The sequence below is a fragment of the Ruegeria sp. CE9 genome (assembly GCF_056537425.1).
On record NZ_JBQFRO010000009.1, the window covers coordinates 161,511 to 184,925 of the forward strand.

The following is a 23,415-nucleotide window of genomic DNA, read 5'->3' on the forward strand; positions in this document are numbered from 1 at the left end:
CGCCTCGGACAACCTTTTCACGAAAGCAAAGGACGCCCGCCATGTCCGGACACGCCCCAGCAGCAATTGTTCGAACGACAAGTGACAACCAAATTGTTCGATCCATCCACAAAATTTCAAGCGCCGCCGGTTGGTGCTCTGCATTAATGATCCTGACAGCAGTCGTTCTGACTTGTCAGATGATCTTTGTTCGATTTGTCCTGAATGGATCGACTGTGTGGCAAACAGAGATCGTCGTCTACCTCGTCATCGCCGCAACATTGGTCGGGTTGCCCTTCGTTCAATATCAGCGAGGGCACGTCAACGTTGATTTGATGCCCTTGGCATTGCGGGGTCGCGCTCGGTTTGGCCTTGCAGTTCTGACCCTCGGCTTGTCCATTATCATCACGGTTCTGCTGCTGTTCTACGGCTACGAGTATTGGCACTTTGCCTACAAGCGTGGTTGGACATCTGATACGGTCACAGCCGTTCCGTTGTGGATACCGTATCTGTCGCTACCTGTCGGCTTCGGTTTGTTGCTTTTGCAACTCGTCGCTGATCTCGTCGCACTCCTCACAAAATCTGAAACCCCGTTTGGGTTGGAGGCATAACGATGGACCCCCTCATCCTTGGCGCCCTTGTTGGCGTTTGCACTATCCTCGTTCTTTTCTCTGGCGTGTCTGTTGCCGTAGGCTTGATGATCGTCTCTGCTGGTTTCTTGTTGGTCTTTGACGGCATTCGGTCGTTGGAACTGATGCCAGAGATTTTCTTTGGAAAGCTCGACAGCTTTGCGCTTCTCTCGATCCCGATGTTCATCATCATGGGGGCATCGATTGCATCAACGCGAGCAGGCGCGGACCTGTATGAAGCACTCGAAAGATGGCTCACGCGCGTCCCCGGCGGGTTGGTGGTCTCGAACCTGGGCGCCTGCGCATTGTTCGCTGCAATGTCTGGTTCGAGCCCCGCAACCTGCGCCGCGATTGGTAAGATGGGCATTCCAGAAATGCGCAAACGCGGCTACCCGGAAGGGATCGCGACGGGTTCTATCGCGGCAGGTGGTACGCTCGGCATCTTAATCCCACCGTCGGTTACAATGATCGTCTACGGGATCGCGACGGAGACCTCAATTGGCCGTCTGTTTCTGGCAGGCGTCTTTCCTGGCCTGCTTTTGGTGGGGCTCTTTATGGTTTGGTCGCTCTACGCGACCTGGCGATCCGGCGATACCGCGCTGCTGACCGCGCGCAGTTATTCCTGGAAGCAAAAATTCGAAGTTCTGCCGCGTGTTGTGCCGTTCGTAGCCATTATCATCGGCGTGCTTTACACCATGTACGGCGGCGTTGCCACGCCGTCAGAAACGGCAGCAGTCGGCGCAATCCTGTGTCTTGTCGTGGCCATCGTCATCTACAAGCTTTGGGATATCCGCAAAATCTGGATGATCCTGCAGGACAGCACCAAGGAAAGCGTGATGATCCTGTTCATCATCGCAGCCGCTGGCGTGTTCTCTTACATGCTGTCGAGCCTTTTCATCACGCAAAGCATTGCGACCTGGATCGGGACGCTGGACGTGAACCCTTGGGTTTTGATGATCGCTGTGAACATCTTCCTAATCATTGCGGGCTTCTTCCTTCCTCCGGTCGCGGTGATCCTAATGGCGGCTCCGATCTTGTTGCCAATCATCACGACTGCTGGCTTTGATCCGATCTGGTTTGCCGTGATCCTGACGATCAACATGGAAATCGGGCTGATCTCTCCACCCGTTGGCCTGAATCTTTATGTCATCAACGGTATCGCCCCGGATATTTCGTTGAAGACCATCCTGACCGGTTCCCTCCCTTTCGTTGCCTGCATGTTGATCGCCATCATCTTGCTTTGTGTCTTCCCGGGCATCGCAACCTGGTTGCCCGAAGTCGTCATGGGCCCCGCGCTCTAACCCTATCTCCTGAAAGGAAAGACCATGTCTTTTGCTACAAAGTACCGCCGCGTTGGCCTGATTGTTCCCAGCTCCAACGTCACCATGGAAACGGAAATTCCCGCACTTTTGAAAGCGCGGGAGACGATCCTGCCCGATCGTTTCGCGTTTCATTCGTCCCGCATGCGGATGAAAAGTGTGGTGAAGGAAGAGCTTGAAGCTATGGACGCCGACAGCCAGCGTTGCGCGGTCGAGTTGTCCGACGCGGCAGTCGAAGTGCAGGCCTATGCGTGTCTGGTTGCGATTATGTCCATGGGGTTGGGCTATCACCGAAAATCTGAAGTCAAACTCAATCAAGCGACGGTCGACAATGGATGCCCAACTCCTGTCCTGAACTCTGCGGGCGCGCTCATCGATGGAATGAAGGATCTCGGGATCAAAAAGGTCTCGATCATCTGCCCGTATATGAAGCCGCTCACGAAAATGGTTGTGGATTATATCGAGAACGAGGGTATCGAAGTGCAGGACTTCCTTGCACTGGAAATTCCGGACAACCTCAAAGTCGCGTCACAAGACCCAACAGCTCCTGCCGAGCTTTGGCGCAAGCTTGATACGCGCGGTGTCGATGCCATTGTTGCATCTGCCTGTGTCCAAATGCCGTCGCTCCCATCAGTCGAAATGATTGAACGTGCGTCCGGACTTCCAACTCTGTCAGCCGCCGTTGCAACGACGCGCCAAATATTACGTCGTCTGGATTTGACTGAGGTTGCACCGGGCGGCGGTGCACTGCTGTCAAACGGCATGACAGCGTCCTTGCAAGAAGTGGCCTGATTATTTTCTGCGCTGCTCTCCCGTGGGGCAGCGTATTTCCAAGCGAGACCAAATCGTGAACCGTGAACCGAAAACTGAAGCTTTGGAAGTGTCGCATCAGGTATCCATCTATCCGATTACTCAAGCGACAACAGCAACGTTTACGGAACTCTATTTTCGGCTGACTTTCCTGTTCTTTATTCAACGCGGCAGCAAATACGTTCTGCATCCGACCCAAGGCGAAATGCTTGGCGAAGAAGGGGATTTGATGATCTTTCCACCGGGCGCCATGGTCACCATGGAAAACCGGCCGGTCATGAATGAAACCTACCGCGCTTTGGGAGTCTGCTTTTCTCACGATTTGGTGGATGGCGTTTTCTCTGATGTGCCCAAAACGCAGGCTGAAAGGGGCGTCCAAATTGTTAGAGCTTCAGAGCACAACCCATCTGATATCCTTAGCTTGATCACAGATACGCTGAACAACGCCTCGCTTTCGGAAATGATAAAAAAGCATCGACTATTAGAGCCTTTACTCTGGCTTCGCGCACAGGGATTCAATCTGCCAACGCAAGTTGAAGACGATCCAATCAGTCAAGTCCGCCGCTTGATCGAAACGGACCTCAGCCATCCTTGGATGGCCGGGGACGTCGCTGACCATTTCGCGATGAGCGAAGCCACCATGCGACGATGGCTGTCAAAAACAGGTCAGGGGTTTGCAAAGATTCTATTGCACACGCGATTGGAACGAGGGTTGAGCTTGCTGCAAACCACAGACAGCCAAATCTCCGCAATCGCAATGGATTGCGGTTTTAAAACGCCATCTCATTTTTCGGACGCTTTCCAAAATAGGTTCGGAATTAGGCCAAAAGACATCCGCTCCGCGAAAGGTTGATCGAATTTCGACATTATTTGCGTGGCTGTCAGAGGCGGCACTTGTGCGTCGTGTCTAAGTTAGCTCCATCGACAACACGAAAGTTCAGGAAAGGAACTGAACAATGCTACGCACATCTCTTCTTGCGCCCATGCTGGTCGCAAGTGGTCTGGCGTCCCCTGTTGTGGCGGACACCTTCAAACTGACCAGCCCCCATATTGCAGAAGGCACCCAGCTTGACGCAGCCCAGGTTTTTCAAGGCTTTGGCTGTGAAGGCGGCAACATTGCTCCGACGTTGGCTTGGTCTGGTGCACCCGAGGGTACCGAAAGCTACGCGGTCACTGTCTACGACCCAGATGCGCCAACTGGTTCTGGCTGGTGGCACTGGTTCGCTTTCAACATCCCGGCAAATGTAAGTGAATTGCCCAGCGGCGCGGCGGTCCCGACAGGTGTAGTGGAACTGACCAACGATTATGGCGCGGAAGGCTTCGGCGGCGCATGCCCACCGCCGGGTGAGGTGCACCGCTACAACTTCACGGTTCATGCTCTCGGCACGACACTGGAGCTGGACGACTCCGTCAGCAATGCACTGGCCGGGTTCATGGTGAACGCCAACAGTCTGGCTTCCTCAACCATAACAGCCGTCTACAATCGTTAATTTCTTGCGCCTCGGGGTGGCCCCGTGGCGTAACGATTCCTCACGGAGAATACCGATGAAAATCACGATCGACAGCTTTGCCAACGGCTCACCGATCCCAGCCAAGTTCGCGTTTGGACAGATCCCTGCCGAAGGTCGCTTTGCCTTGTCCGGCAATGTAAACCCGTCAATCGCATGGAGCGACGCACCCGAAGGTACAAAATCTTTCGCTCTCATTTGCCATGACCCGGATGTTCCATCCTCCGGAGACGATGTTAATCAAGAGGGTAGAACGGTTCCAGCCGATCTGCCACGTGTTGATTTTTACCACTGGGTTGTTGTGAACATTCCAGCGAATGTATCCGAGATTCTAGAGGGCGCAGACAGTCTTGGTGTGACGGCCAAAGGCAAAACCGCCGGCCAGCGTTCCTACGGCAAAACGGGGATCAACAGCTACACAGACTGGTTTGCTGGCGATGGTGAAATGGGCGGGAATTACGGCGGTTATGACGGCCCGTGCCCACCTTGGAACGACAGCATCATCCACCACTACTATTTTACTGTTTACGCATTGGACATCGACCAGCTGGATTTGCACGGACCCTTTACCGGGGCAGACGCGCTGGCGGCCATGAAAGGTCATGTCCTGGCAAATGTCTCCCATATCGGCACCTACAGCATGAACCCCGACGTAGTTGCCTTAGCAGTCTAATCACCGGGAGCCTCTTAAAGGCGAGGCTTCCGCTCCCCAAGGGTCGACCCATGTTTTACGAACCGCGAAACGGCCACGGTCTGACGCACAATCCCTTCAACGCGCTCATCACACCAAGACCGATTGGCTGGATTTCCACCCGCGGCGCAGATGGATCGGAGAACCTCGCACCGTATTCGTTCTTCAATGGTGTCTCTTACTCCCCTCCGCAGGTCATGTTTGCATCAACGTCCAGCAAAGAGGACCGCCAACGCGGTAAAGACTCTATCGGCAACGTGATCGATACAGGGGTATTCTGTGTCAACGTAGTCGGGCACGAAATGCGCGACGCGATGAACAAGACCTCTTTGTCGGCGAGCCGCGATGTCGATGAATTTGAACTCGCCGGGCTCGAACGCACTGAATGCGAAACGATCCCTTGTTCACGTGTGGCCCACGCCCCTGCGAGTATGGAGTGTAAACTGACCAAGGTTGTAGACCTGCCTGGCAGCTCCAATATCGTAGCCTTTGGTGAAGTCACAGGCATTCACCTCAACGAGAAATATCTGATCAATGGCATCTTCGATGTTACCAAGTTCCAACCCTTGGCACGTTTGGGCTATCAGGACTATGCGCGTGTGACAGAGCTGTTCAGCCTCAAGCGGCCAAGCGCTTAAGTCTCTTCAAAGGGCAGAGGAATTGAGTTTTTCTCTGGCTACGCCAGTCAGACAGATACAAAACTCCCAGTGTGGCAAATTGCCTTAAGTCGGCCATCAGTAGCTTTGTTGCGCTTAGAAAGTTTTTTGACCAATGGCCTTGCCACACTGCAGCGAACGGCAGCTATGCATATTGCGACCGCAGCATATGGAGAGGGTGCCCAAGGTCTGCTAAGGGCCGTTGGGTATTTCGTGAAAAAAGTGCAGTGGCTTATGCTGCGCCTGCTCCAAGGTCAGCGCTGAGCCCGAAGCGGATATCATTTGTGTCCACCCGAGGGATTTATCAAAGCCGGAAAAACATCGTGATATAGTAGGGCAGGAAAACTCTAGTATGGAGGCAAACCAATGGCGGTTGAAGCAACCCAAGAACAACTTGAGGCTGGCCGCGGATATGAAACTCTTTTCGTCCCAGCTCTTTTTGCTCCTTGGACCAAGCACCTAGTAAATGGAGTAGGTGTCAATGACGGCGACCATGTTTTGGACATTGCCTGCGGCTCGGGCGCGCTTACAAGAGATGCACTCGCGCGTGCTGGCCAGAGAGGGCGCGTGGTTGGTCTTGATCCAGCTCCCGGAATGATTGCTGCTGCAGGAGAAATTGAAACCAAAATCGAATGGGTTTTGGGCACTGCTGAGGAACTGCCATTTGATAATGATTCATTCGAATGTGTTGTTTCTCAGTTTGGCGTTATGTTCTTTCAGGACCGCCAGAAAGCAGCCAATGAAATGTTTAGGGTGATCAAACCGGGTGGGAGACTGGCCATAGCGGCCTGGCATTCCATCGATCAGAACCCCGCATATGGCGACATCGTTTCGGCATTGGATGAACACGTATCTTCTGCAGCAGGGGATGCAGTCAGGTTGCCGTTCTGTTTAGGTAACCCGGATCAGGTTGCTGAACTACTATCACTTTCCGGCTTTGAAGATATTGATTTTGAAACAAAAACAGAACGTGCAAATTTTCCCAGCACTCGAACAATGGTGGAGGTTGAGCTTCGCGGATGGTTACCGCTGTTCGATATACATCTTAGCGAGGATAAGGTTTCGGAAGTGTTGATTGAGGCCGAACCGAAACTAAGAAAATACGCTACGCCAAATGGAACTGCCGAATTCCCAACAACCGCCTACATTATGACTGCTCGTAAGTCAGATTAGCTGGAACATGCTGGTTTCGTTTGATCGGCAGCAATTGGACCAATGTGTCGAATGCTGCGTTTTGCTCGAATGTCCAAAAAGTAGGACAGTCCAGACAGTGAACAGACGTCGCCATGAAGTAATGGGCTGCAGAACAGCTATTTCTGCAATCTTTTCAGGACCTGCAAGCCTCAATCAGGGCATTGGAAGCTTCACGGGAGTAGATCATCCGTCTTTGACTCGGACTAGAATAGATGATCTCTAAAACTTTGTGATAATAAAGTCGTGGGGTATTCGCCGTGTTCTACGTCCCGGAAACAGCCCAACCCGGCTTGAGCCGAACGGCTCTTGGCGTCTGTGCCTTTTGCGCGATGGTGAATAGAAATCCGGCCTATCACGATGTCCTTTACGATCCTTTTGCAGAGCGGTTGTTTGCTGAGGGGGCGGTCGATGGTCAGCGCATTCTAGACGGATTGACCGACTGGCCATCCGTGCTCACTTTCGCAGACGAAAATGGTATAGCCCGGCGACTTGTCGCCCACGTTTTGTGGCGCAAGACTTTCATGCAGAGTCGGGCCGAACAAGCTGTGGCCAACGGCGCTCAACAAATCGTAGTCCTTGGTTCCGGACTTGACACAATTGGGCTGCGCTTGTCCGGCAACTATAGCCAGGTCCCTGTTTTCGAAGTTGATCGACCTGAAACGATAGCCGCCAAACGCGTGCTGATTTCCCGCAATTTTGGAGTTCCGCCGAATATCCGATATACCGCAGTGGATTTTGCGCGGGAAACGACGCTGAATAAACTTTTGGAACTCGGCTACGACCACAGCGCCGGTACCGTATTCATCGCCGAAGTCTCGCTGGAATATGTTCCGCCTGCTGAGGTCGCAAAGGTCTATCAGATGGTTAGGTCCAACCGGTCGCCTGCGACCCGTTTCCTGACAAGTTATGCGTCCACCGCCAGTGCCTCTCAATCGATGGGCGAAACAGACGGCATCGGAAATGCCGTTGCGGGGGCGGGAGAGCCGTTCCTGTTCAATGTTGCTCCCGACGAGGTATCCGGCTTTGCTTCTGAGCAGGGTTTTTCGGTACTCGATCACCTTTTTGGTAGTGCGCGCATCAGCGACTACATTGCAGCGCTCGGCCTAAGTACCGAGATGATGGACTTTCCCATGAAACAACTTGACGCCTCTTCGTTTTCTCTTTGTCAGTTGAAGCCTGATTGAGCTCGGCGAAACAGCGAATTGTGAGGGCGTTTTTCATCAAGTATTAGATAGCTGTTTCATTCCATTGGTGCCGCGAATAGGCACAGCGGACATTTAAAGCGACGCGAAGAACAGCCGCAATGTCCCGCGATTCCGACCTCCAAGCTCAGGTAGAATTTGCCGTCGCACCGAATAGCTCATCTGACAGGCTGCATCGCAGAGACGTCCACCTTGGTCGAATGGCTGGTAAGGGCCGTCTGCATGATCAGCTGGCAGCGGGGCAGAGGCGTGTGCTGCAACGTCGTCGAGGTCTGGAATGAGCCCATATCGACCAACGCTGCGCTTGGCATAAACGTCCGTTAGGAATTTAGAATTGGTGTAAGCCTCGTTGTTTGCTCCACTGATTCACTGGCTCTATGCTTGACCGCTCTTGGGACCGGCTATTCCGAAGCCTCATGCGCCGCAAAGGCATCCACATAGTCAGGATGCCAGCGCGAAAGAGCCGGGCGATTGTTGATGATATCGCCCACGGCCCATTCAATCCGTTTGCGGTCGCGCTCTTCGGACACATCATTGTCGGGGCAAAGAATATAGAAGTCCCCGTCCGACATGCGCTTCAGCATATAGTCAATTGCTTCTTCGCTTGTCCAAGCGACAGCAGGTTTTTCCGGCATGAACTTTGCGATCATACCAGTATAGGTAAATCCCGGCACAAACAGATGGGCGGTGATATCCACCTCGGCCTGCCGTAAATCATGCGCTAACATTTCCGTCATGACCTTCACGGCGGCTTTGCTGGTATTGTAAGCGGGGTTTCCGGGCGGTGTGGTGATGCCCTGTTTTGACCCGGTGTTGATCACCACAGCGGGGCGCCCCGCCTCAATCATACGCGGCAGGAAAGAATGCACGCCATTCATGACGCCAAAAAGATTGACCTCTAACAGTTTGCGCCAGTTTTTCGCGTTTTCCCAGCTGCCGGACGGCACCGCGATACCGGCATTGTTCATCAGGACAGCCACCTCGCCGAGCGCAAAGATCTGATCCGCCAAAGCATTCACAGCAGTGGCGTCGGTAACATCAGTCGGAAACGCCTGAACAGTTGCGGAGGCTCCAGCCTGATCACGCAGCTCCACCTCGGCTCTGTCCAAGGCCTCACCCGCCAGATCGACCAGCACAACCCCCAATCCGTCTTGAATGAATCGTTGGGCCGCGGCCTTGCCGACACCGCTTGCAGCCCCGGTTACAACGGCCAGGCCACCTTTATCAATTACTTTGCGGTACATGGAGCATCCCTTTTTTCTATGAATGACTCAACGGTTCTTCAGGGTGCCATCTTTTGCTTAAGGCTACCAATGAACGTCTCGTCATCCTGTTGTTTGCGCGCGTTCAGCAATTCTTCAGCATCAGGCCCTGCGCGAAAACGCAGGCGGCTTCCGGTCTCGTTGGCCGCATCCCAAATGACCTGTGCGACCGTTTCTGGTTCAGACGGGTTTGCGGCCAGCTTGCCAAACAGGCGCCCCATGGCTTCGGCCATTGGTGCGTAATCCGGCAGGTTCTCATCCATCGCAAAATCGAAAGAGCTGCCGCCGAAGTTGGTCCGTATCATACCAGGTTGGACAATTCGGACCCGAATGCCAAGAGGTTCCAATTCGTAGTGCAACGCCTCAGATAACCCCTCAACTGCGAACTTGGTGCCATGGTAGAGCGCCCCAAGTGGAAATGTAATCTGTCCTCCGATGGACGAGATATTGATGACCGTGCCTGACCGGCTCTGACGAAAATGGGGCAGAACCGCTTTGGTCACTTCCATCAACCCAAGCACGTTGGTGTCAAACTGACGTCGGATGCGATCCATCGAAAAGGCCTCTAACGCACCGTAGGCGCCATAACCTGCATTGTTCAACAAAACATCAATCTGCCCAAACCGTTCGATGCCAGCGCCCACGGCCGATGCAATTGAGCCCGTATCCGTCACATCCATTTGAGTCAGATGCACGTTGTCCAAAGCCCCAAGATCTGTGCTGCCCGCTGGGTTGCGCATCGTGGCGACGACATTCCAACCGTTCGCCTGGAAATGTCGGGCGGTTGCCGCGCCAATACCGGATGAAGCCCCGGTGATCAGAATGGTTTTCATGTTATTACTCCGCAAGACTCTAAGCACACAATAATCATCAAATGGGGATGTATCTTTCAGGAATCTCCGCGCTTCTTGCTTAATCCTCCAGAAGTGGAATTTTTCAGTGATGGCGTTCGTTGCTTCTGTGCTATCGACGATGGCAATGACAGGAGGCATTCATGGGACCTCAGACACTATTGGACTACGTTCTGGCGCTGCTTGACCAAGCAGGCGTCGCGCAGGGTGCGCTACCACACAAGGAAAGCGGGACGGTTTTTCTAACCTATCCATCGACCACCCAACATGACGCAAATGTCTACCGCCCTCTGCTATGTGCGGTCCTGCAAGGCGCCAAAGAGGTCGGGACCAGTACCAGAACATTCACGGTGCGGGCCGGGCAGTCGTTGATCGTCAGCAACGCGTTACCGGTTGTCTCAAGGATTACCGAGGCCACGGCCGAACACCCCTACGTCGCGATCGTGTTTCACCTTGATCTGGACCTCTTGCGCGCACTTGCCGCGTCACTGCCGCGGTCATCCACCCATCGAGTGTCGGATCCATTTTCGATTTGCCTCGCTGAAACCGATGATGAAATGAAAAGCGCCTTGTTACGGTATCTTCGGCAGTGCGAAGCCGAAGAGACACATCACATGCTGGCACCGATCACGGCGCGGGAAATCCATGCCCGCCTGCTGATCGGGCAACATGGCGGCACGCTTCAAAAACTGGTGTGGCACGAAAATACGTCCAGCCGGATTTTTGCGGCGACGCACGAAATCCGGTCAGATCTGGCTAATCCCCTTGTCGTCGGAGAGCTTGCCGGGCGCGTGGGTATGAGCAGTTCGGCCTTCTTTGAACAGTTTAAGGCCGTCACAGGAACCTCACCGCTGCAATACCAGAAAGACCTGCGTCTGCTTCATGCCCGCAATAAGCTTCAAACTACCGGCGCAAAGATCTCAGAGATTGCCTATGGGGTCGGATATGAAAGCCCGGCTCAATTCTCACGTGAATATGCCCGCAAATTCGGACGCTCCCCAAGACAGGACCGCGTTTCCGGGGCTGTCCAATAGGGCTACTGGGATAAAGCTTAAACACAGCAACGCTTTTACGAGCCGAGGCTTTCGACCCAATCAATCTCGGAAATCGGCCATTGGCGCAATTGCAACTAAAAGGCGCTTTGTCCGCGGACTCCCAGTTCGTCGCGTTTCTGATTTTGCGCTTGCAGCGAAGGTCGGCTCTGACGGGCCGCGTCGCAGCGACGGTGACCAAGGTCGAACGGCAGGAATGGGCCGCCAATGAAAGCGGCCCGTAGTATTCAGATTTCGATGGCCTCCGCTATGGCAAGTGCATCCTCAAGCTCAACACCGAGATAGCGAACGGTACTGTCCATTTTTGTATGCCCAAGTAAGAGTTGCACCGCGCGCAGATTGCCCGTCTTTTTTGTAAATCTGAGTAACCTTTGTGCGCCGCATCGAATGCGTGCCATATGCGCTCGCTTCTAGACCGATCGACGTGACCCAATCACGGACGATCCGTGCATATTGGCGTGTCGAGATATGAAGACGCTCATGGAAGCGACCCGGCCAAAGGTATTCAGACCCAACCATGAGTTCATCTTCCATCCACTTCTCGACGGAGGTCCGAGTACCTTCAGAAATTTCGAAGCGGACCGGTTTCTGAGTTTTACTTTGCAGCACCGAAGCCCGCTCCTTGATCTGACTAGAGGCCATGATGTCAACGACTTTCATCTTTACCAGGTCGCATCCTCTCAGCTTGCTGTCGATCGCCATATTGAACAGTGCGAGGTCGCGATGATTTTCTGCCAATTCAAGTCGAACACGGATTGCCCAGACATGCTTTGGCTTCAGCGGTCGTTTTTGGCCAACGATACGACCTTTGTTCCAGGCTGGACGCAGCGCGCGAATGGCCGGTAAGTTTGGTGTTTCCATGACTGATCCTCCGATCCGCCATGCCCTCACAAGCTACAACCCGACGTTGACGAGGTACCATATCATGCGATTGCCGCACCGCCTTCGAGGTCTGCGATGAGCCCTTTTTGGCCCAGCTCACATAGCGCAGAAGCTCATCTCAAACCCCCGGGAGCAGAAGCCCGGGGATCGCGTCGAGACGGCCCATCATGGACGCAGCATTGGTTTTTCGGTTAACGCATCCCAGCCGTCTTCTTGTGTTCGCGCGGCCAGTAGACTGTCCCAAACCTCTGCCACAAAGGGGTCAGCCGAAGCCATTTCGGAGACAAGCGCGTCCCAGGCTACGCGGAGGCTGTCCAGAGTCTCGGGGCTGTAGAGGCGGACCTCCACGCCCTGTTCTGCCATTTGCGCGACGGCGGCGGCTTGTGAGTATTCCATCCGCAAGACCGAACGCATCGCATTGGTTCTGGCCGCCATGTCGATAATTGTGCGCTGGCTGTCTGTCAGGCCGTCCCAAACGTCGCGGTTGATGATCAGCTCAATCATCGTCGAAGGTTGGTGCCATCCGGGGAAGTAGTAGAAAGAAGCCACGTCCGGAAAATTCAGCGCAAGATCCACCTGGGGAAAGCTGAATTCGGTCCCGTCGATGGTGCCACTTTCAAGCGATGGAAAGATCTCTCCGCCTGCTACCAGCACGGTATCCGCACCGAGGCTTGCCAGCACTTCCGAGGCCAGCCCCGTCCAACGCAACTTGAGCCCTGCAAAATCTTCGGCCCCTTCGATGGGTGTGTTGAACCAACCGCCCGATTCCATGCCGGTGAATGTTACTGGCATAGTCACGAGGTCAAAGCCTGCATCGTCATACATGCGCTGATTGAGCTCGAGCCCGCCGCCTTCGTAGAACCAAGCCATAAAATCGAGCGCCTGCGGCCCGAACGGCATCGACGTGAAAAACGACGCAACGGGCAAGGACCCATGAAGGTAGGCTGCAGCGGTATAGCCCGCTTCGATCTTGCCGTCAGAGACCGCCTGTTGAATGTCGAACGGCGAGACAATCGTGCCAGGTTCCACCAGCTCGATCTGGATCGTCCCGCCGGAGGCTGCCTCGACGTCTGCTTCGAACTGCCGGATCGTGTTGACGACCGGAAGGCTGGTCGGGAAAGCCGATTGCAGGGCGATTGTGACATCCTGCGCAAGGCTCGGGCTATTCATAGCCACAAAGGATAAGGCAGCTAGGGCCAGTTTGGTCATCATTGTCATGGTATCCTCCGGGACCGCTCAGTCAATTTCTCAAGGTGAGCGATTGTCGATGTGCCTTTGCTTTCGAGTTGTGGAGCAAGTTGCGTCCAGTATCCGTGAACTTACACGTATTCGTTCAAGACCAAACTGCAGCTTTCGTCCGCATCTCTAGAATAGCAAAGTCTAGTTTGGAAAGTCCGGTTAGGGTTGCGACCTGCCGAATACGTACGCAGCGCCCTGTTGGATCAGCAATGGCGGCTCAGGAATCCTTTCGACCATTTGTTGACGCCGCGGAGAACGGCCGCATCGAGCCCAAAGCCCTGGATGCTGCACCTCGCGCAAACAGCGGCAAAGCGCTGCTTGCCGACAATAGTGTTGGGGGCATTCCGCCGGGCCAGAATTCATGGCCCGGACCACCAATTCACAGCCGTTAATCGAATGTATGCCTAGTAAATAGCGGGCGTGGCTGTTTGGCATAATTGCAGTGCCGAATAAGCTATGTGGTGTTCCGCGTGATAAATCGTTCCAGATGGTGGTCGGTATCCCCGAACTGGTGGTCGATCATTGTGAGGCGGCGGGCGAAGTGCGAAAGCGCGTATTCGTCTGTCATGCCGATCCCGCCATGCATTTGAATGGTTTCTTCTGCAACCAAACTAGCGACGCGTCCAATCAGGTTTTTTGCGGCGCTTACGTGCGTTTCTCTTGTGTTTCGGTCGGAATCGAGATGTCCGGCAAGGTTTATGACGGCTGAGCGTGCTTGCTCAATTTCAATCACCATATCGGCCATTCTGTGCTGAAGTGCCTGGAAGCTGCCGATAGGGACGCCGAATTGTCTGCGTTCCTTCAGGTATTCAACCGTCAGTTCCCGCGCAGCGTCCATCGCTCCGACAGCTTCGGCGCAAACAGCCAGAATTGCGCGTGCCATTGCGGTTTCCAATGCCGGATATGCTCCACCTCGATTGCCGAGGCGATGGGAAGACTCAATGCGAACATTTTCCAGGATCATCAGCGCACCCGATGTTCCGTCGATATTCGTGAAGCCTTCGCAGCTCACGCCCTTCGTATCAATCGGCACCCAAAACAGGGAAATCCCGTCTTCATCATTCTCGGCCCCGAACTCGCGGGCAGATATGATCACCACATCGGACTGGGCACCATTGAGGACGTGGGATTTGATACCGTTTAGGGTCACGGAACTCTCGTCTTGCACTGCCGCCGTTCGCACCAGACTTAGATCGTACCGTGACTGCGGCTCTGCGTGCGCCAGGGAAAGGGTTGTGGTGCGGTCGATGACGTCCATGATAGACGTTTTCTGATCTGGATTTCCCAGTTCAGAAAGCAGACTGCCAGCCAAGACGGCTGATCCCAGAATCGGCTCGATCACACCAGCTCGCCCGATCTCCTCAAAAACGACCGATATGTCGAAGCCGTTACCTCCAAAACCGCCGTCTTCTTCTGCAAAGACCGCGCCCAAAACGCCCAAATCAGCCAGTTCCGCCATGACTTCAGGATCATATGCTTCGCCTGACGAAAGCACCGCTCTGCGTTTTTCGTGAGAGTATCTGTCAACGAGAAACCGCCGCAACATATCTCGCAGCATTATTCTTTCTTCGGTTAACGAGAAGTCCATGTTGTCGCCTTTCAAAGATCAAGCATCGATTTGGCGATGATGGTGCGCTGGATTTCGTTTGCGCCTCCAAAGATCGACAGTTTACGCATGTTGAAATACGTCGAAGCAGCAGCGGCGGCATATTCCGGCACCAAGTTTTCTGAATTACTGCTGTCGTCCAGAACGCCGGGAAGAAATGGCATCGCATCCGGACCAACGGCACGGCGCAACAATGCCGTGAGTTCCTGACGGATCTGTGTGCCCTTTACTTTCAGCATCGAACTTTCTGCGCCGGGCGCCTGGCCTTTTGCCGCCGCGCTGACCACCCTGAGATTGGTTGTTCGCATCGCCATCAAATCGATTTCAACCTGCGCCATGCGCCCGGCGAAAAACGGATTTTGATCCAAAGGCTTACCTCCGGACACAGTGTTGGCCGCAACATGTTTGAGCGTGGTCAAAGCGACATCGGAAAAGCCGACGCCAGCAATATTCGTGCGTTCATGGGTCAGGAGGTATTTGGCATAGGTCCAACCCTTGTCCTGCTCGCCGACAAGGTTTCCGACCGGAACTTTGACATTGTCAAAAAAGACTTCGTTGACCTCTGCCTCGCCATCGATCAGCACGATGGGTCGGACCGTTACACCAGGCGTGTTCATGTCGATCAGAAGGAAAGAAATGCCTTCCTGTTTTTTAACGTCCGGGTTGGTGCGGACGAGGCAGAAGATCCAGTTTGCATGCTGACCAAGCGTGGTCCAGGTTTTCTGCCCGTTGACGACGTAGTGATCCCCGTTCAACTCGGCCTTTGTCTTGACTGCCGCCAAATCGGACCCTGCGCCGGGCTCAGAATAACCCTGGCACCACCAGTCTTCGCCACTCAAGATGCGAGGCAGGAAGCGTTGGCGCTGCTCCTCGGTTCCGAACTTCAGCAAGACCGGAGCAAGCATCGTCAGCCCAAAGGGCACCAGTCGTGGCGCATAGGCCTTGCACGCTTCTTCTTCGAAAATCTGCCGCTGCACAGCATCCCATTCGGCGCCACCATAGGTTTTGGGCCAGTTGGCGGCCAACCAGCCCTTCCTGCTCAGAATGGCCGCCCATTGCGCCATATCGGATTTGGAAAGGCGTTTTCCCAGACGAACCTTATTGCCGATAGAAGACGGCAGTTTTTCGGTCACAAACTCGCGCACCTCTGCGCGAAACTGCTCTTGTTCGGGTGTCAGGTTCAAATCCATCTCGCCACCTTAGAAAATCTCGAACAGCCCGGCCGCGCCCTGGCCGCCGCCAATACACATGGTGACGATCCCGTATTTCGCGCCACGGCGTTTGCCTTCGATCAAAAGGTGCCCAGCCATCCGAGCGCCCGTCATGCCAAACGGGTGCCCGATTGAGATTGAGCCGCCATTTACATTGCAAATCTCGGGATCAATGCCCAGCCGATCCCGGCAATAAAGCGCCTGACTTGCAAAGGCTTCGTTCAGTTCCCACAGATCGATATCTGCAACCGACAGCCCTTGCCGTTCCAAAAGGCGTGGAACCGCGAACACGGGGCCAATCCCCATTTCATCCGGTTCGCAGCCTGCTACGGCGAACCCTTTGAACGCACCCAACGGTTCCAGGCCCTCGCGCTCTGCGACATCGGCGTCCATTACAACCAAGGCCGATGCACCGTCGGACAGTTGCGATGCGTTCCCCGCTGTGACGAAGTTTCCGTCGCCTTGTACCGGCGCCAATTGAGCCAGACCCTCAATCGTTGTGGTCGGACGGTTGCAATCGTCCATTCCAAACGTCACTTCTTTCTCGCTCGTCTCGCCGGTCTCTTTGTCCTTGATGGCCTGAACAACCGTGATTGGCACGATTTCGTCGGCAAGTTTGCCTGCGGCCTGCGCTGCCGCCGTACGTTTCTGGCTTTCCAGCGCAAGTTCGTCCTGTGCCTCGCGGCTGATGTCGTAACGCTTTGCGACGATGTCGGCCGTCTCAATCATGGAAAGATACAGATCTGGCTTGTGTTCAAGGATCCAGGGTTCCTGCGCCTGCGGGGGGCGCGTCGGGGGCATCTGGCTAATGCTTTCGACACCTCCGGCGATCACGGCTGGGGCTCCGTCGTTGACAATTGCTCCGGACGCCATGGCAATTGCCTGGAGCCCGGATGAACAGAAGCGATTAACGGTTGTTGCCGCAACGGTCACGGGAAGCCCCGCTCTTATCACCGACTGACGGGCGATATTTCCACCTGTCCAACCTTCCGGATAGCCGCATCCGACAAAGGCATCTTCCAACAGATCGGGGTTCACCCCGGCGCGGGCAACGGCGTGTTCGATGGCGTGCCCTGCCAAGGTGGCCCCATGAGTTTTGTTAAAAGCTCCACGATAGGATTTGGCGAGGCCAGTGCGGGCGGTGGATACGATAACGGCTTGTTTCATTTTGTTCCCTCAGAAGTTCATGCTGGAAAAACTCTTACCGTCGGCGACGAGCCGCTCCAGCAAGCGCGCAGGTTGCCAAAGGAATGCGTCATCTTCGGCAAATCGATTGATTTTGTTCAGGATATTCTTCAACCCGATACTATCGGCATAGTGCATCGGACCTCCCCGCCACCGCGGATATCCATAACCGTTGATCAGTGTCACATCGACGTCCAATGGGCGAAGCGCGATGCCTTCATCAACAATTCTAGCCGCTTCGTTCACCATGGCGGCAACGAACCGGTCGACAATTTCTTCATCATCCATCGACCGAGATTTGATGCCCTTTTCGGCGCGTTCTGCAGCGATGATGTCCACCACCTCTGGATCAGGCTTCGCGCCATCGTCCCCGTAGATGTAGATCCCACGCCCAGTTTTTCTGCCAAAACGTCCCATTTCGCAAAGGCGATCAAGAAACTCTGAGTAGATTTCTCGGGGATCCCGGTTCGGCGCGAGGCGCTTTCTGGTTGCCCAGCCAATGTCGAGGCCCGCAAGGTCGCCCACGGCGTAGGGCCCCATGGCGAGACCAAATCCCTCCAAGGCGCGATCCACATCGTAGGGGCTGGCCGCGGCTAAAATGGCACCGTCGAGTGCTTTGCGATAAGCAGAAAGGATGCGGTTGCCGATAAACCCGTCGCATACTCCGGATCGCACACCAATTTTGCCCAGCTTCTTGGCCAGGGCAAATCCCGTCGCCACGACCTCAGCCGACGTTTTGTCTGCCACAACGATTTCCAACAGCTTCATGATGTGAGCTGGCGAAAAGAAATGCAGTCCGATGACATCCTCGGGTCTTCGCGTCGCGTTCGCGATATCATTGACGTCAAGATAAGAAGTATTGGTCGCGAGCACCGCGCCGGGTTTGCAGACGTCATCCAACTTGGCGAAAACCTCTTTCTTGACAGCCATGTCCTCAAAAACCGCCTCAATCACAAGGTCGGCCTTTTGCAACCGGTCGTAATTATCGGTCGCCCGGAAACGTTGCTGAACGATTGCATCGAAATCTGCCTGGGTAAGCTTGCCGCGTTTCACCGCGCCGGAAAGCAATTTTGTCACGATGGACTCTGCTTTGGAAACTGCGGGATCGTCTCGCTCCACCAAAGTCACGGAAAAGCCGGACAACAAGGCACTGACCGCAATCCCTGCGCCCATTGTACCGCCGCCAATAACTCCGATTTCAGATATCTTTCGTGGTTTTCCTTTTGCGAGGTCGGGGATCTTGCCAACTTGCCGTTCGGCGAAAAACGTGTGGGCCAGCGTCTTGTGCTCATCCGATTTGACCAGTTCCAGAAACAAGCCGCGTTCGGTTTTCAGACCGTCTTCAAACGACATTTCTACGGACGCCTGAACGGCCTCGACACATTTGAGCGGCGCACCTCTGCCGAGTTTGGAATTTGCCGCCTTTGACCGGTGTTTTTCGAACGCCGCTCCATCAGAGTTTTTGACAGGTCTGGAGCGGGTCGGGTTGGCCTTCAGACCTGTTTCCAGCACCTTCTGAGCGAACTCAATACCAACCTGGCGCGGGTCCGCCGAAGACGAAACGTCGTCCACCAATCCAAGTGCCAACGCTTCTGGCGCATCGATCGTTCTGCCGGTCGTGATGAGATCGAGCGCAGATTCCACCGGTATAAGCCGAGGTAACCGCTGAGTTCCACCCGCGCCCGGCAACAACCCAAGCTTCACTTCAGGCAAACCAAGCGCGGTCTTCTCAGCAGCCACCCTGAAATGGCATCCCAACCCCACTTCGAGACCACCGCCAAGAACGGTCCCATGCACCGCCGCGATGACAGGCTTTTGGCAAGCTTCTATTCGATTGATCAGGTCGGGCAGAAATGGTTCCAACGGCGGAGAGCCAAATTCGCGAATGTCAGCACCCGCCGAAAACATGGCACCGTTGCCGTAGATGACAATTGCTTCAACGTTTTCCGCGAGCTCGGAGTTTTCGATTGCGCGTAACACTCCATTTCTCACCGTCTGCGACAAGGCATTCGCAGGTGGATTGTCGATCCCAACAAGGGCAAGATTTTCGTAGACCTCGTATTTTGTTGTAGAATTCAAGCAGACCTCCATCGGACTGAACGCATTTCTGGGTCTTTCAAACACTTCGCGATCCAAATGAACGCGAACCGAGCCGCTGATTTCGCAAAATCCAAAGTGAGAGTTTTGACGACTTAGGTGTGTTGGAAACTGGGGTGGGAAAAGCAGGGATCGCCGGAAGAAGCTGTTTCAAGCTCCGTCCAACGTCCGGAAAGTCATCTCAACCCATCAAGAAGTTCGTCCGTGTTCTCTCCCAGTTTGGGCGCTTGTGAAAGAGCCTCCCCGCGATCACCAGAAAAGGAAATGGGAAACGCAGGTTTCTTGAATCCATTATGATCGTGCACGAGTTGACGCTCGATAACCTGTGGATCGCTAAGCAGCTCAAGACCCCGGTATACAGGCCCCCACGCTGTATCGATGTTTTCCAGGATAGCTTCCCATTCCTTCAACGTCTTGCGTTCAAAACATGCATCCAAAAGAGCCTTCAATCCATGCTTGTCGGCGTCGCGCCCACGTCGCTTATGGTACTTCTCGTCGCGCAACGGATCGCCTTCCTCCGCGATGGCATCAACCAAGTTGATCCAGAATTTGTCTTCCAGTGTGCCAATCGTGATGAAACGCCCATCCTTGGTCCGGTACATTTCGCTGTCCGCCATCACGTGCCCGAAATGTTCGGTTTTTTCCGGCATCATTCCGCCTCCGGCCAACAAAAGCATTAAAGACCAGTTGGCAATCCCATCGAAGATGTTGGCATCAACATGACATCCCTTGCCGGATTTCTGTGCGTCCATCATCGCCATCGACGTAGCATATGCTGCGTTTACGGATGCAAGGGTATCAGCAAGCCTCACGTTGGGGCGTGAGATCTGTCCATCCAATTGAGATGGTACCGAAAAATATCCACCCACCGCGAGATAGTTCAAATCGTGTGCCGGCCTGTTTCGATAAGGTCCGTCCTGACCGAATCCTGAAATGGAGGTGTAGACAAGTGCCGGGTTCGCTTCCTTGAGGTGTTCATATCCCACACCTGCCCGAGACATGACGCCGGGACGAAACCCCTCGACAACGGCATCCGAATCCTTTGCAAGCTCCAGCACGGTTTCGGCAAAGTCGTCCGATTTCATGTCCAAAACGACGGACTTTTTGCCAGCGTTGATCTGATTGAACAGAAACACATTTCGTTTGCGCACAGGATCACCTTCTGGGCGTTCGATCTTGATGATTTCTGCGCCGTATTGGGCAAGCATGGATGTGCAAAACGGACCGGGTAGTAGAGCGGTGAAGTCAAGGACCGTCATTCCAGCTAGTGGTTGAGGAAAGCTCATTTTGGCACCTTCATTCCTTTGGGAAGAAGCAACTCCTTGGCAATCGTGCTTCTCTGGATTTCGCTAGTTCCGGTTACGATCCGGTACATTCGGAGGGTGCGGAAGATGTATTCAGGCGCACCGCCTTTAAGCAGTCCCATACCGCCATGGACCTGAACTGCGCGATCAGCGATTTCGAAGGCCTTCTCGGAACAAAAGACCTTTGCCATGGAAGCTTCTTTGCGAATGTCGTGGCCCGCATCCTGCTGTGCGGCTGCGTCCAACATCATGCTGTGCGCCGCGTAGAGGTCAGTCGACATGTTGGCGATCATGTGTTGTATCGCCTGGAACATGCCGATGGGTTTGCCAAACTGCTGACGTGTCTGGGCACGCTGGATTGACAGTTTTGTCACAAGTTTGGCCTGACCCAGCATCGTGGCGCAGTGCAGCAGGCGATTGACTGTGATGCGGCCCATGGCCAGTTTGAAGCCTGCCCCTTCCTGCCCAATCAAGTTCGTTAAGGGCACGCGGGCATCTTTGAAGATCAAGTCGGCATGCGACCGTTGGCCTGTCAGAACCTCGTAATCAGAATCGACTGAACAGCCTGGGCCATCAAGATCGACAAAAAAGGCAGAAATTCCCCGCGCACCGGCTTCAGGATCGGTCACAGCCAAAAGAATAGCAAAATCCGCGTAGGGACCGCCTGAGATAAACCTTTTGTGGCCATTGATGATGTAATGGTTGCCATCCCGAACGGCATTGGTCTTGATCGATACCGCGTCGGAACCTGCGCCTTGTTCGGTAAGCGCAAAGCAAACATTTTTTTCAGCGCTGCTTACCTTTGAAAGGAACCTTTCAATTTGATCGTCAGTCGCCACCTTAAACAGGTGACCCACGCGAGGCGGACCCGTTAACTCGCCGAGCACATGCGCGACCAACTGAGAGCCATGCGCATATGCTTCGCACTTAACCGCGCAGAAATCTCGGGTCGAGAGTCCTGCACCGCCAAGTTCTTTTGGCAAAAGCAACGAGTAATGTCCCGCCTCGGACGACGTTTTCCAGACTCGCTCAAGCAACTCTCTAGGGGGCTTTTCTCCCCACTTGAGCCCTGCTTCTTTTTCCATCGGAATGACAATGTCATCCAGGAATGTCAGAAGTTCATTAAGAACTTCGGCGGCTCGTTCGGAACCACGAAAATCAGAGGGCACCTTCATCAGTTCACCTTTCGGTCAGTGTTTTGCCAATAGGCATCGCGCACCAGTCGGCGGACGACTTTGCCATTTGGGTTCTTGGGAAGTTCTTCAGCGAAATCGACGCTGCGCGGGCGTTTAAAACCGGGCAGATGTTCTTTGCAGTATTCGATGACCTGCTCTGCGGAGAGTTCGTGCCCGGGTTTTACCACGACGACAGCCTTCACCGCCTCGCCCCATTCTTCGTCGGGCACGCCGACAACAGCGGCCTCAAAAACACTATCGTGTTGATAAAGCGCCTTTTCGACTTCGTTTGGATAAACATTGAAGCCGCCCGAAATGATCATTTCTTTCTTTCGATCAACGATGAAGATGTATCCCTCTTCATCAACAGTCGCGAGATCACCGGTGAGGTAGTATCCATTCTTCATGACTTCGGCAGTCAGGTCTGGAGCATTGTAGTAGCCCGCCATGACACCGGGTCCGCTAACGACGATCTCGCCGGTTTCGCCCGGGTCCACATCTTCGAAATCATCGTTCACGACCCGAACGTCAGCTTCAAAGTAACATCGACCGCAGCTCGCCAAGCGCTTCTTGTCGCCAGCCATCGCGTCGATGTGGTCCTGTTCGGTAAGGATTGTAACAGCGCTGCAAACCTCTCCAGCTCCGTACCCTTGCGACAGTATTGGACCAAAGAGTTCAAATGCTTTTTCAACAAGCGCCGGAGCCATTGGAGCCGCACCATAAGACACGTTGCGCAACGAGCTTAGGTCGTAGTTCTCGACACCCGGATGATTTACGATGCGGTTGACCATGGTCGGAACCAGAATGAGCCGCGTTACTTTCTCATCCTGTACGGTCTGCAAGAGGTCATCGACATCAAAACCGTTTTTCATTAGGTTGCAGGCCCCGACACGCAGCAGCCCCATCATCTGCATGCCACTTGCGTGGGTAATGGGACCAACATGCGCCAAAACATCTTGCGTTTCGATCCGGGTAATCGGGGTTGTTGCGCTTTTTCGCACCAAGGCCCGACGCCCGCCGTAAGTCTGCATTGCCGCTTTCAGCACACCAGAACTTCCAGAGGTATAATGAAGAACCGCCGTCGCGCTGTCGTCAGGGTTTACACTGATCCATTCATTGGACCCGCTCTCCAGCAACGCTTCGTACCCCGTGTCTCCGGTGTCAGCCCCAAAAGCCACGATCTTCTGCAATGTGGGCATCTCGTTTTGTCGAGCCGCAAGCGCTTTGGCGTGTTGAGGACCGCAAATGATGAGCTTTGGGTGGCCATCGTTAATCACATGAACCGTTTCATCGGTCGAAAGTCGCGCATTGATCGGAACTTTCACCATTCCAGCTTTATAAAGAGCAACTTCGGTCTCGATCAGCTCAAGCGAATTTGGGCCCTGCACAGCGACATGGTCACCTTGCTCTAGTCCCATTCCAGCCAATGCCGACGCCAACCGGTTCGTGCGTTCATGGAATTCCTGATAAGTCACGCGTCGGTCCCCGTCGATGACGGCTAGGCGGTCCGGCCAATACCGCGCCGAGCGTTTGATAATATCCCCAAGGTTCATTTCGGGTCAC

The 23,415-nt window shown here is 54.3% G+C and carries 21 protein-coding genes and 1 pseudogene; 11 read left to right on the forward strand and 11 right to left on the reverse strand.

The window, feature by feature from the left end; genetic code table 11:
• Positions 1–41: 41 nt before the first annotated feature.
• The 9 genes from ACR0B3_RS17005 to ACR0B3_RS17045 all read left to right on the forward strand — a co-directional run bounded on the left by ACR0B3_RS17005 (position 42) and on the right by ACR0B3_RS17045 (position 7,970).
• Positions 42–590 (forward strand): TRAP transporter small permease, encoded by a 549-nt coding sequence (locus ACR0B3_RS17005; protein ID WP_480810104.1) that lies wholly within the window; start codon positions 42–44, stop codon positions 588–590.
• 2 nt (positions 591–592) lie between these two features.
• Complete coding sequence (locus ACR0B3_RS17010; RefSeq protein ID WP_170687414.1) at positions 593–1,909, forward strand: TRAP transporter large permease; 1,317 nt, start codon at positions 593–595, stop codon at positions 1,907–1,909.
• Between the two features lie 24 nt (positions 1,910–1,933).
• Positions 1,934–2,719 (forward strand): maleate cis-trans isomerase family protein, encoded by a 786-nt coding sequence (locus ACR0B3_RS17015; RefSeq protein WP_480613314.1) that lies wholly within the window; start codon positions 1,934–1,936, stop codon positions 2,717–2,719.
• A gap of 55 nt (positions 2,720–2,774) precedes the next feature.
• Positions 2,775–3,590, forward strand: a complete 816-nt coding sequence (locus tag ACR0B3_RS17020; RefSeq protein ID WP_480613316.1) for a helix-turn-helix transcriptional regulator — start codon at positions 2,775–2,777, stop codon at positions 3,588–3,590.
• 103 nt (positions 3,591–3,693) lie between these two features.
• Positions 3,694–4,227, forward strand: a complete 534-nt coding sequence (locus tag ACR0B3_RS17025; RefSeq protein ID WP_170403862.1) for a YbhB/YbcL family Raf kinase inhibitor-like protein — start codon at positions 3,694–3,696, stop codon at positions 4,225–4,227.
• A 55-nt stretch (positions 4,228–4,282) separates the two neighbouring features.
• Entirely contained in the window at positions 4,283–4,918 is a 636-nt protein-coding gene (locus tag ACR0B3_RS17030) for a YbhB/YbcL family Raf kinase inhibitor-like protein (RefSeq protein ID WP_170687415.1), read from the forward strand.
• Between the two features lie 50 nt (positions 4,919–4,968).
• Positions 4,969–5,574, forward strand: coding sequence for a flavin reductase family protein (locus ACR0B3_RS17035; RefSeq protein WP_170687416.1), 606 nt, complete (start codon positions 4,969–4,971; stop codon positions 5,572–5,574).
• A gap of 384 nt (positions 5,575–5,958) precedes the next feature.
• Positions 5,959–6,765 carry a class I SAM-dependent methyltransferase gene (locus tag ACR0B3_RS17040; RefSeq protein ID WP_480810105.1) on the forward strand — a complete coding sequence of 269 codons (807 nt, stop codon included), beginning with the start codon at positions 5,959–5,961 and terminating at the stop codon, positions 6,763–6,765.
• 278 nt (positions 6,766–7,043) lie between these two features.
• Positions 7,044–7,970 (forward strand): class I SAM-dependent methyltransferase, encoded by a 927-nt coding sequence (locus ACR0B3_RS17045; RefSeq protein ID WP_480810106.1) that lies wholly within the window; start codon positions 7,044–7,046, stop codon positions 7,968–7,970.
• Positions 7,971–8,389: 419 nt separating this feature from the next.
• On the opposite strand, the gene ACR0B3_RS17050 is transcribed toward ACR0B3_RS17045, so the two are convergent.
• Together ACR0B3_RS17050 and ACR0B3_RS17055 are read right to left on the reverse strand one after the other, a co-directional pair.
• Positions 8,390–9,232 (reverse strand): SDR family NAD(P)-dependent oxidoreductase, encoded by an 843-nt coding sequence (locus ACR0B3_RS17050; RefSeq protein WP_480810107.1) that lies wholly within the window; start codon positions 9,230–9,232, stop codon positions 8,390–8,392.
• A 38-nt stretch (positions 9,233–9,270) separates the two neighbouring features.
• On the reverse strand, positions 9,271–10,083 hold the full coding sequence (locus tag ACR0B3_RS17055) for an SDR family oxidoreductase (RefSeq protein WP_480810108.1): 813 nt from the start codon (positions 10,081–10,083) through the stop codon (positions 9,271–9,273).
• Positions 10,084–10,244: 161 nt separating this feature from the next.
• Here ACR0B3_RS17055 and ACR0B3_RS17060 point away from each other — a divergent pair, with 161 nt between their 5' ends.
• Together ACR0B3_RS17060 and ACR0B3_RS17065 are read left to right on the forward strand one after the other, a co-directional pair.
• Positions 10,245–11,135 (forward strand): AraC family transcriptional regulator, encoded by an 891-nt coding sequence (locus ACR0B3_RS17060; RefSeq protein WP_480810109.1) that lies wholly within the window; start codon positions 10,245–10,247, stop codon positions 11,133–11,135.
• Between the two features lie 107 nt (positions 11,136–11,242).
• Positions 11,243–11,377, forward strand: coding sequence for a hypothetical protein (locus ACR0B3_RS17065; protein WP_480810110.1), 135 nt, complete (start codon positions 11,243–11,245; stop codon positions 11,375–11,377).
• Positions 11,378–11,380: 3 nt separating this feature from the next.
• On the opposite strand, the pseudogene ACR0B3_RS17070 reads toward ACR0B3_RS17065, so the two are convergent.
• The 9 genes and pseudogenes from ACR0B3_RS17070 to ACR0B3_RS17110 all read right to left on the reverse strand — a co-directional run bounded on the left by ACR0B3_RS17070 (position 11,381) and on the right by ACR0B3_RS17110 (position 23,405).
• Positions 11,381–12,014 (reverse strand): annotated as a pseudogene (locus ACR0B3_RS17070) (tyrosine-type recombinase/integrase).
• Positions 12,015–12,200: 186 nt separating this feature from the next.
• A complete protein-coding gene (locus ACR0B3_RS17075; protein WP_480810111.1) occupies positions 12,201–13,253 on the reverse strand; it encodes a TRAP transporter substrate-binding protein in 1,053 nt (350 codons plus the stop codon).
• A 475-nt stretch (positions 13,254–13,728) separates the two neighbouring features.
• Positions 13,729–14,862 carry an acyl-CoA dehydrogenase family protein gene (locus tag ACR0B3_RS17080; RefSeq protein WP_480810112.1) on the reverse strand — a complete coding sequence of 378 codons (1,134 nt, stop codon included), beginning with the start codon at positions 14,860–14,862 and terminating at the stop codon, positions 13,729–13,731.
• 11 nt (positions 14,863–14,873) lie between these two features.
• Positions 14,874–16,070, reverse strand: a complete 1,197-nt coding sequence (locus tag ACR0B3_RS17085; RefSeq protein ID WP_480810113.1) for an acyl-CoA dehydrogenase family protein — start codon at positions 16,068–16,070, stop codon at positions 14,874–14,876.
• Between the two features lie 9 nt (positions 16,071–16,079).
• A complete protein-coding gene (locus ACR0B3_RS17090; RefSeq protein ID WP_480810114.1) occupies positions 16,080–17,258 on the reverse strand; it encodes an acetyl-CoA C-acyltransferase in 1,179 nt (392 codons plus the stop codon).
• Between the two features lie 9 nt (positions 17,259–17,267).
• Positions 17,268–19,355, reverse strand: a complete 2,088-nt coding sequence (locus ACR0B3_RS17095; protein WP_480810115.1) for a 3-hydroxyacyl-CoA dehydrogenase NAD-binding domain-containing protein — start codon at positions 19,353–19,355, stop codon at positions 17,268–17,270.
• 194 nt (positions 19,356–19,549) lie between these two features.
• Positions 19,550–20,659: a CaiB/BaiF CoA transferase family protein gene (locus ACR0B3_RS17100; RefSeq protein ID WP_480810116.1), complete on the reverse strand. Its 1,110-nt coding sequence runs from the start codon at positions 20,657–20,659 to the stop codon at positions 19,550–19,552.
• Positions 20,656–21,852, reverse strand: coding sequence for an acyl-CoA dehydrogenase family protein (locus ACR0B3_RS17105; protein ID WP_480810117.1), 1,197 nt, complete (start codon positions 21,850–21,852; stop codon positions 20,656–20,658). Before ACR0B3_RS17105 ends, ACR0B3_RS17100 begins: the two co-directional genes overlap by 4 nt.
• The gene (locus ACR0B3_RS17110) at positions 21,852–23,405 is read right to left on the reverse strand and encodes a class I adenylate-forming enzyme family protein (RefSeq protein WP_480810118.1); all 1,554 of its coding nucleotides are present in this window, start codon (positions 23,403–23,405) and stop codon (positions 21,852–21,854) included. The genes ACR0B3_RS17105 and ACR0B3_RS17110 overlap by 1 nt, the downstream gene beginning before the upstream one ends.
• Positions 23,406–23,415 lie beyond the last annotated feature (10 nt).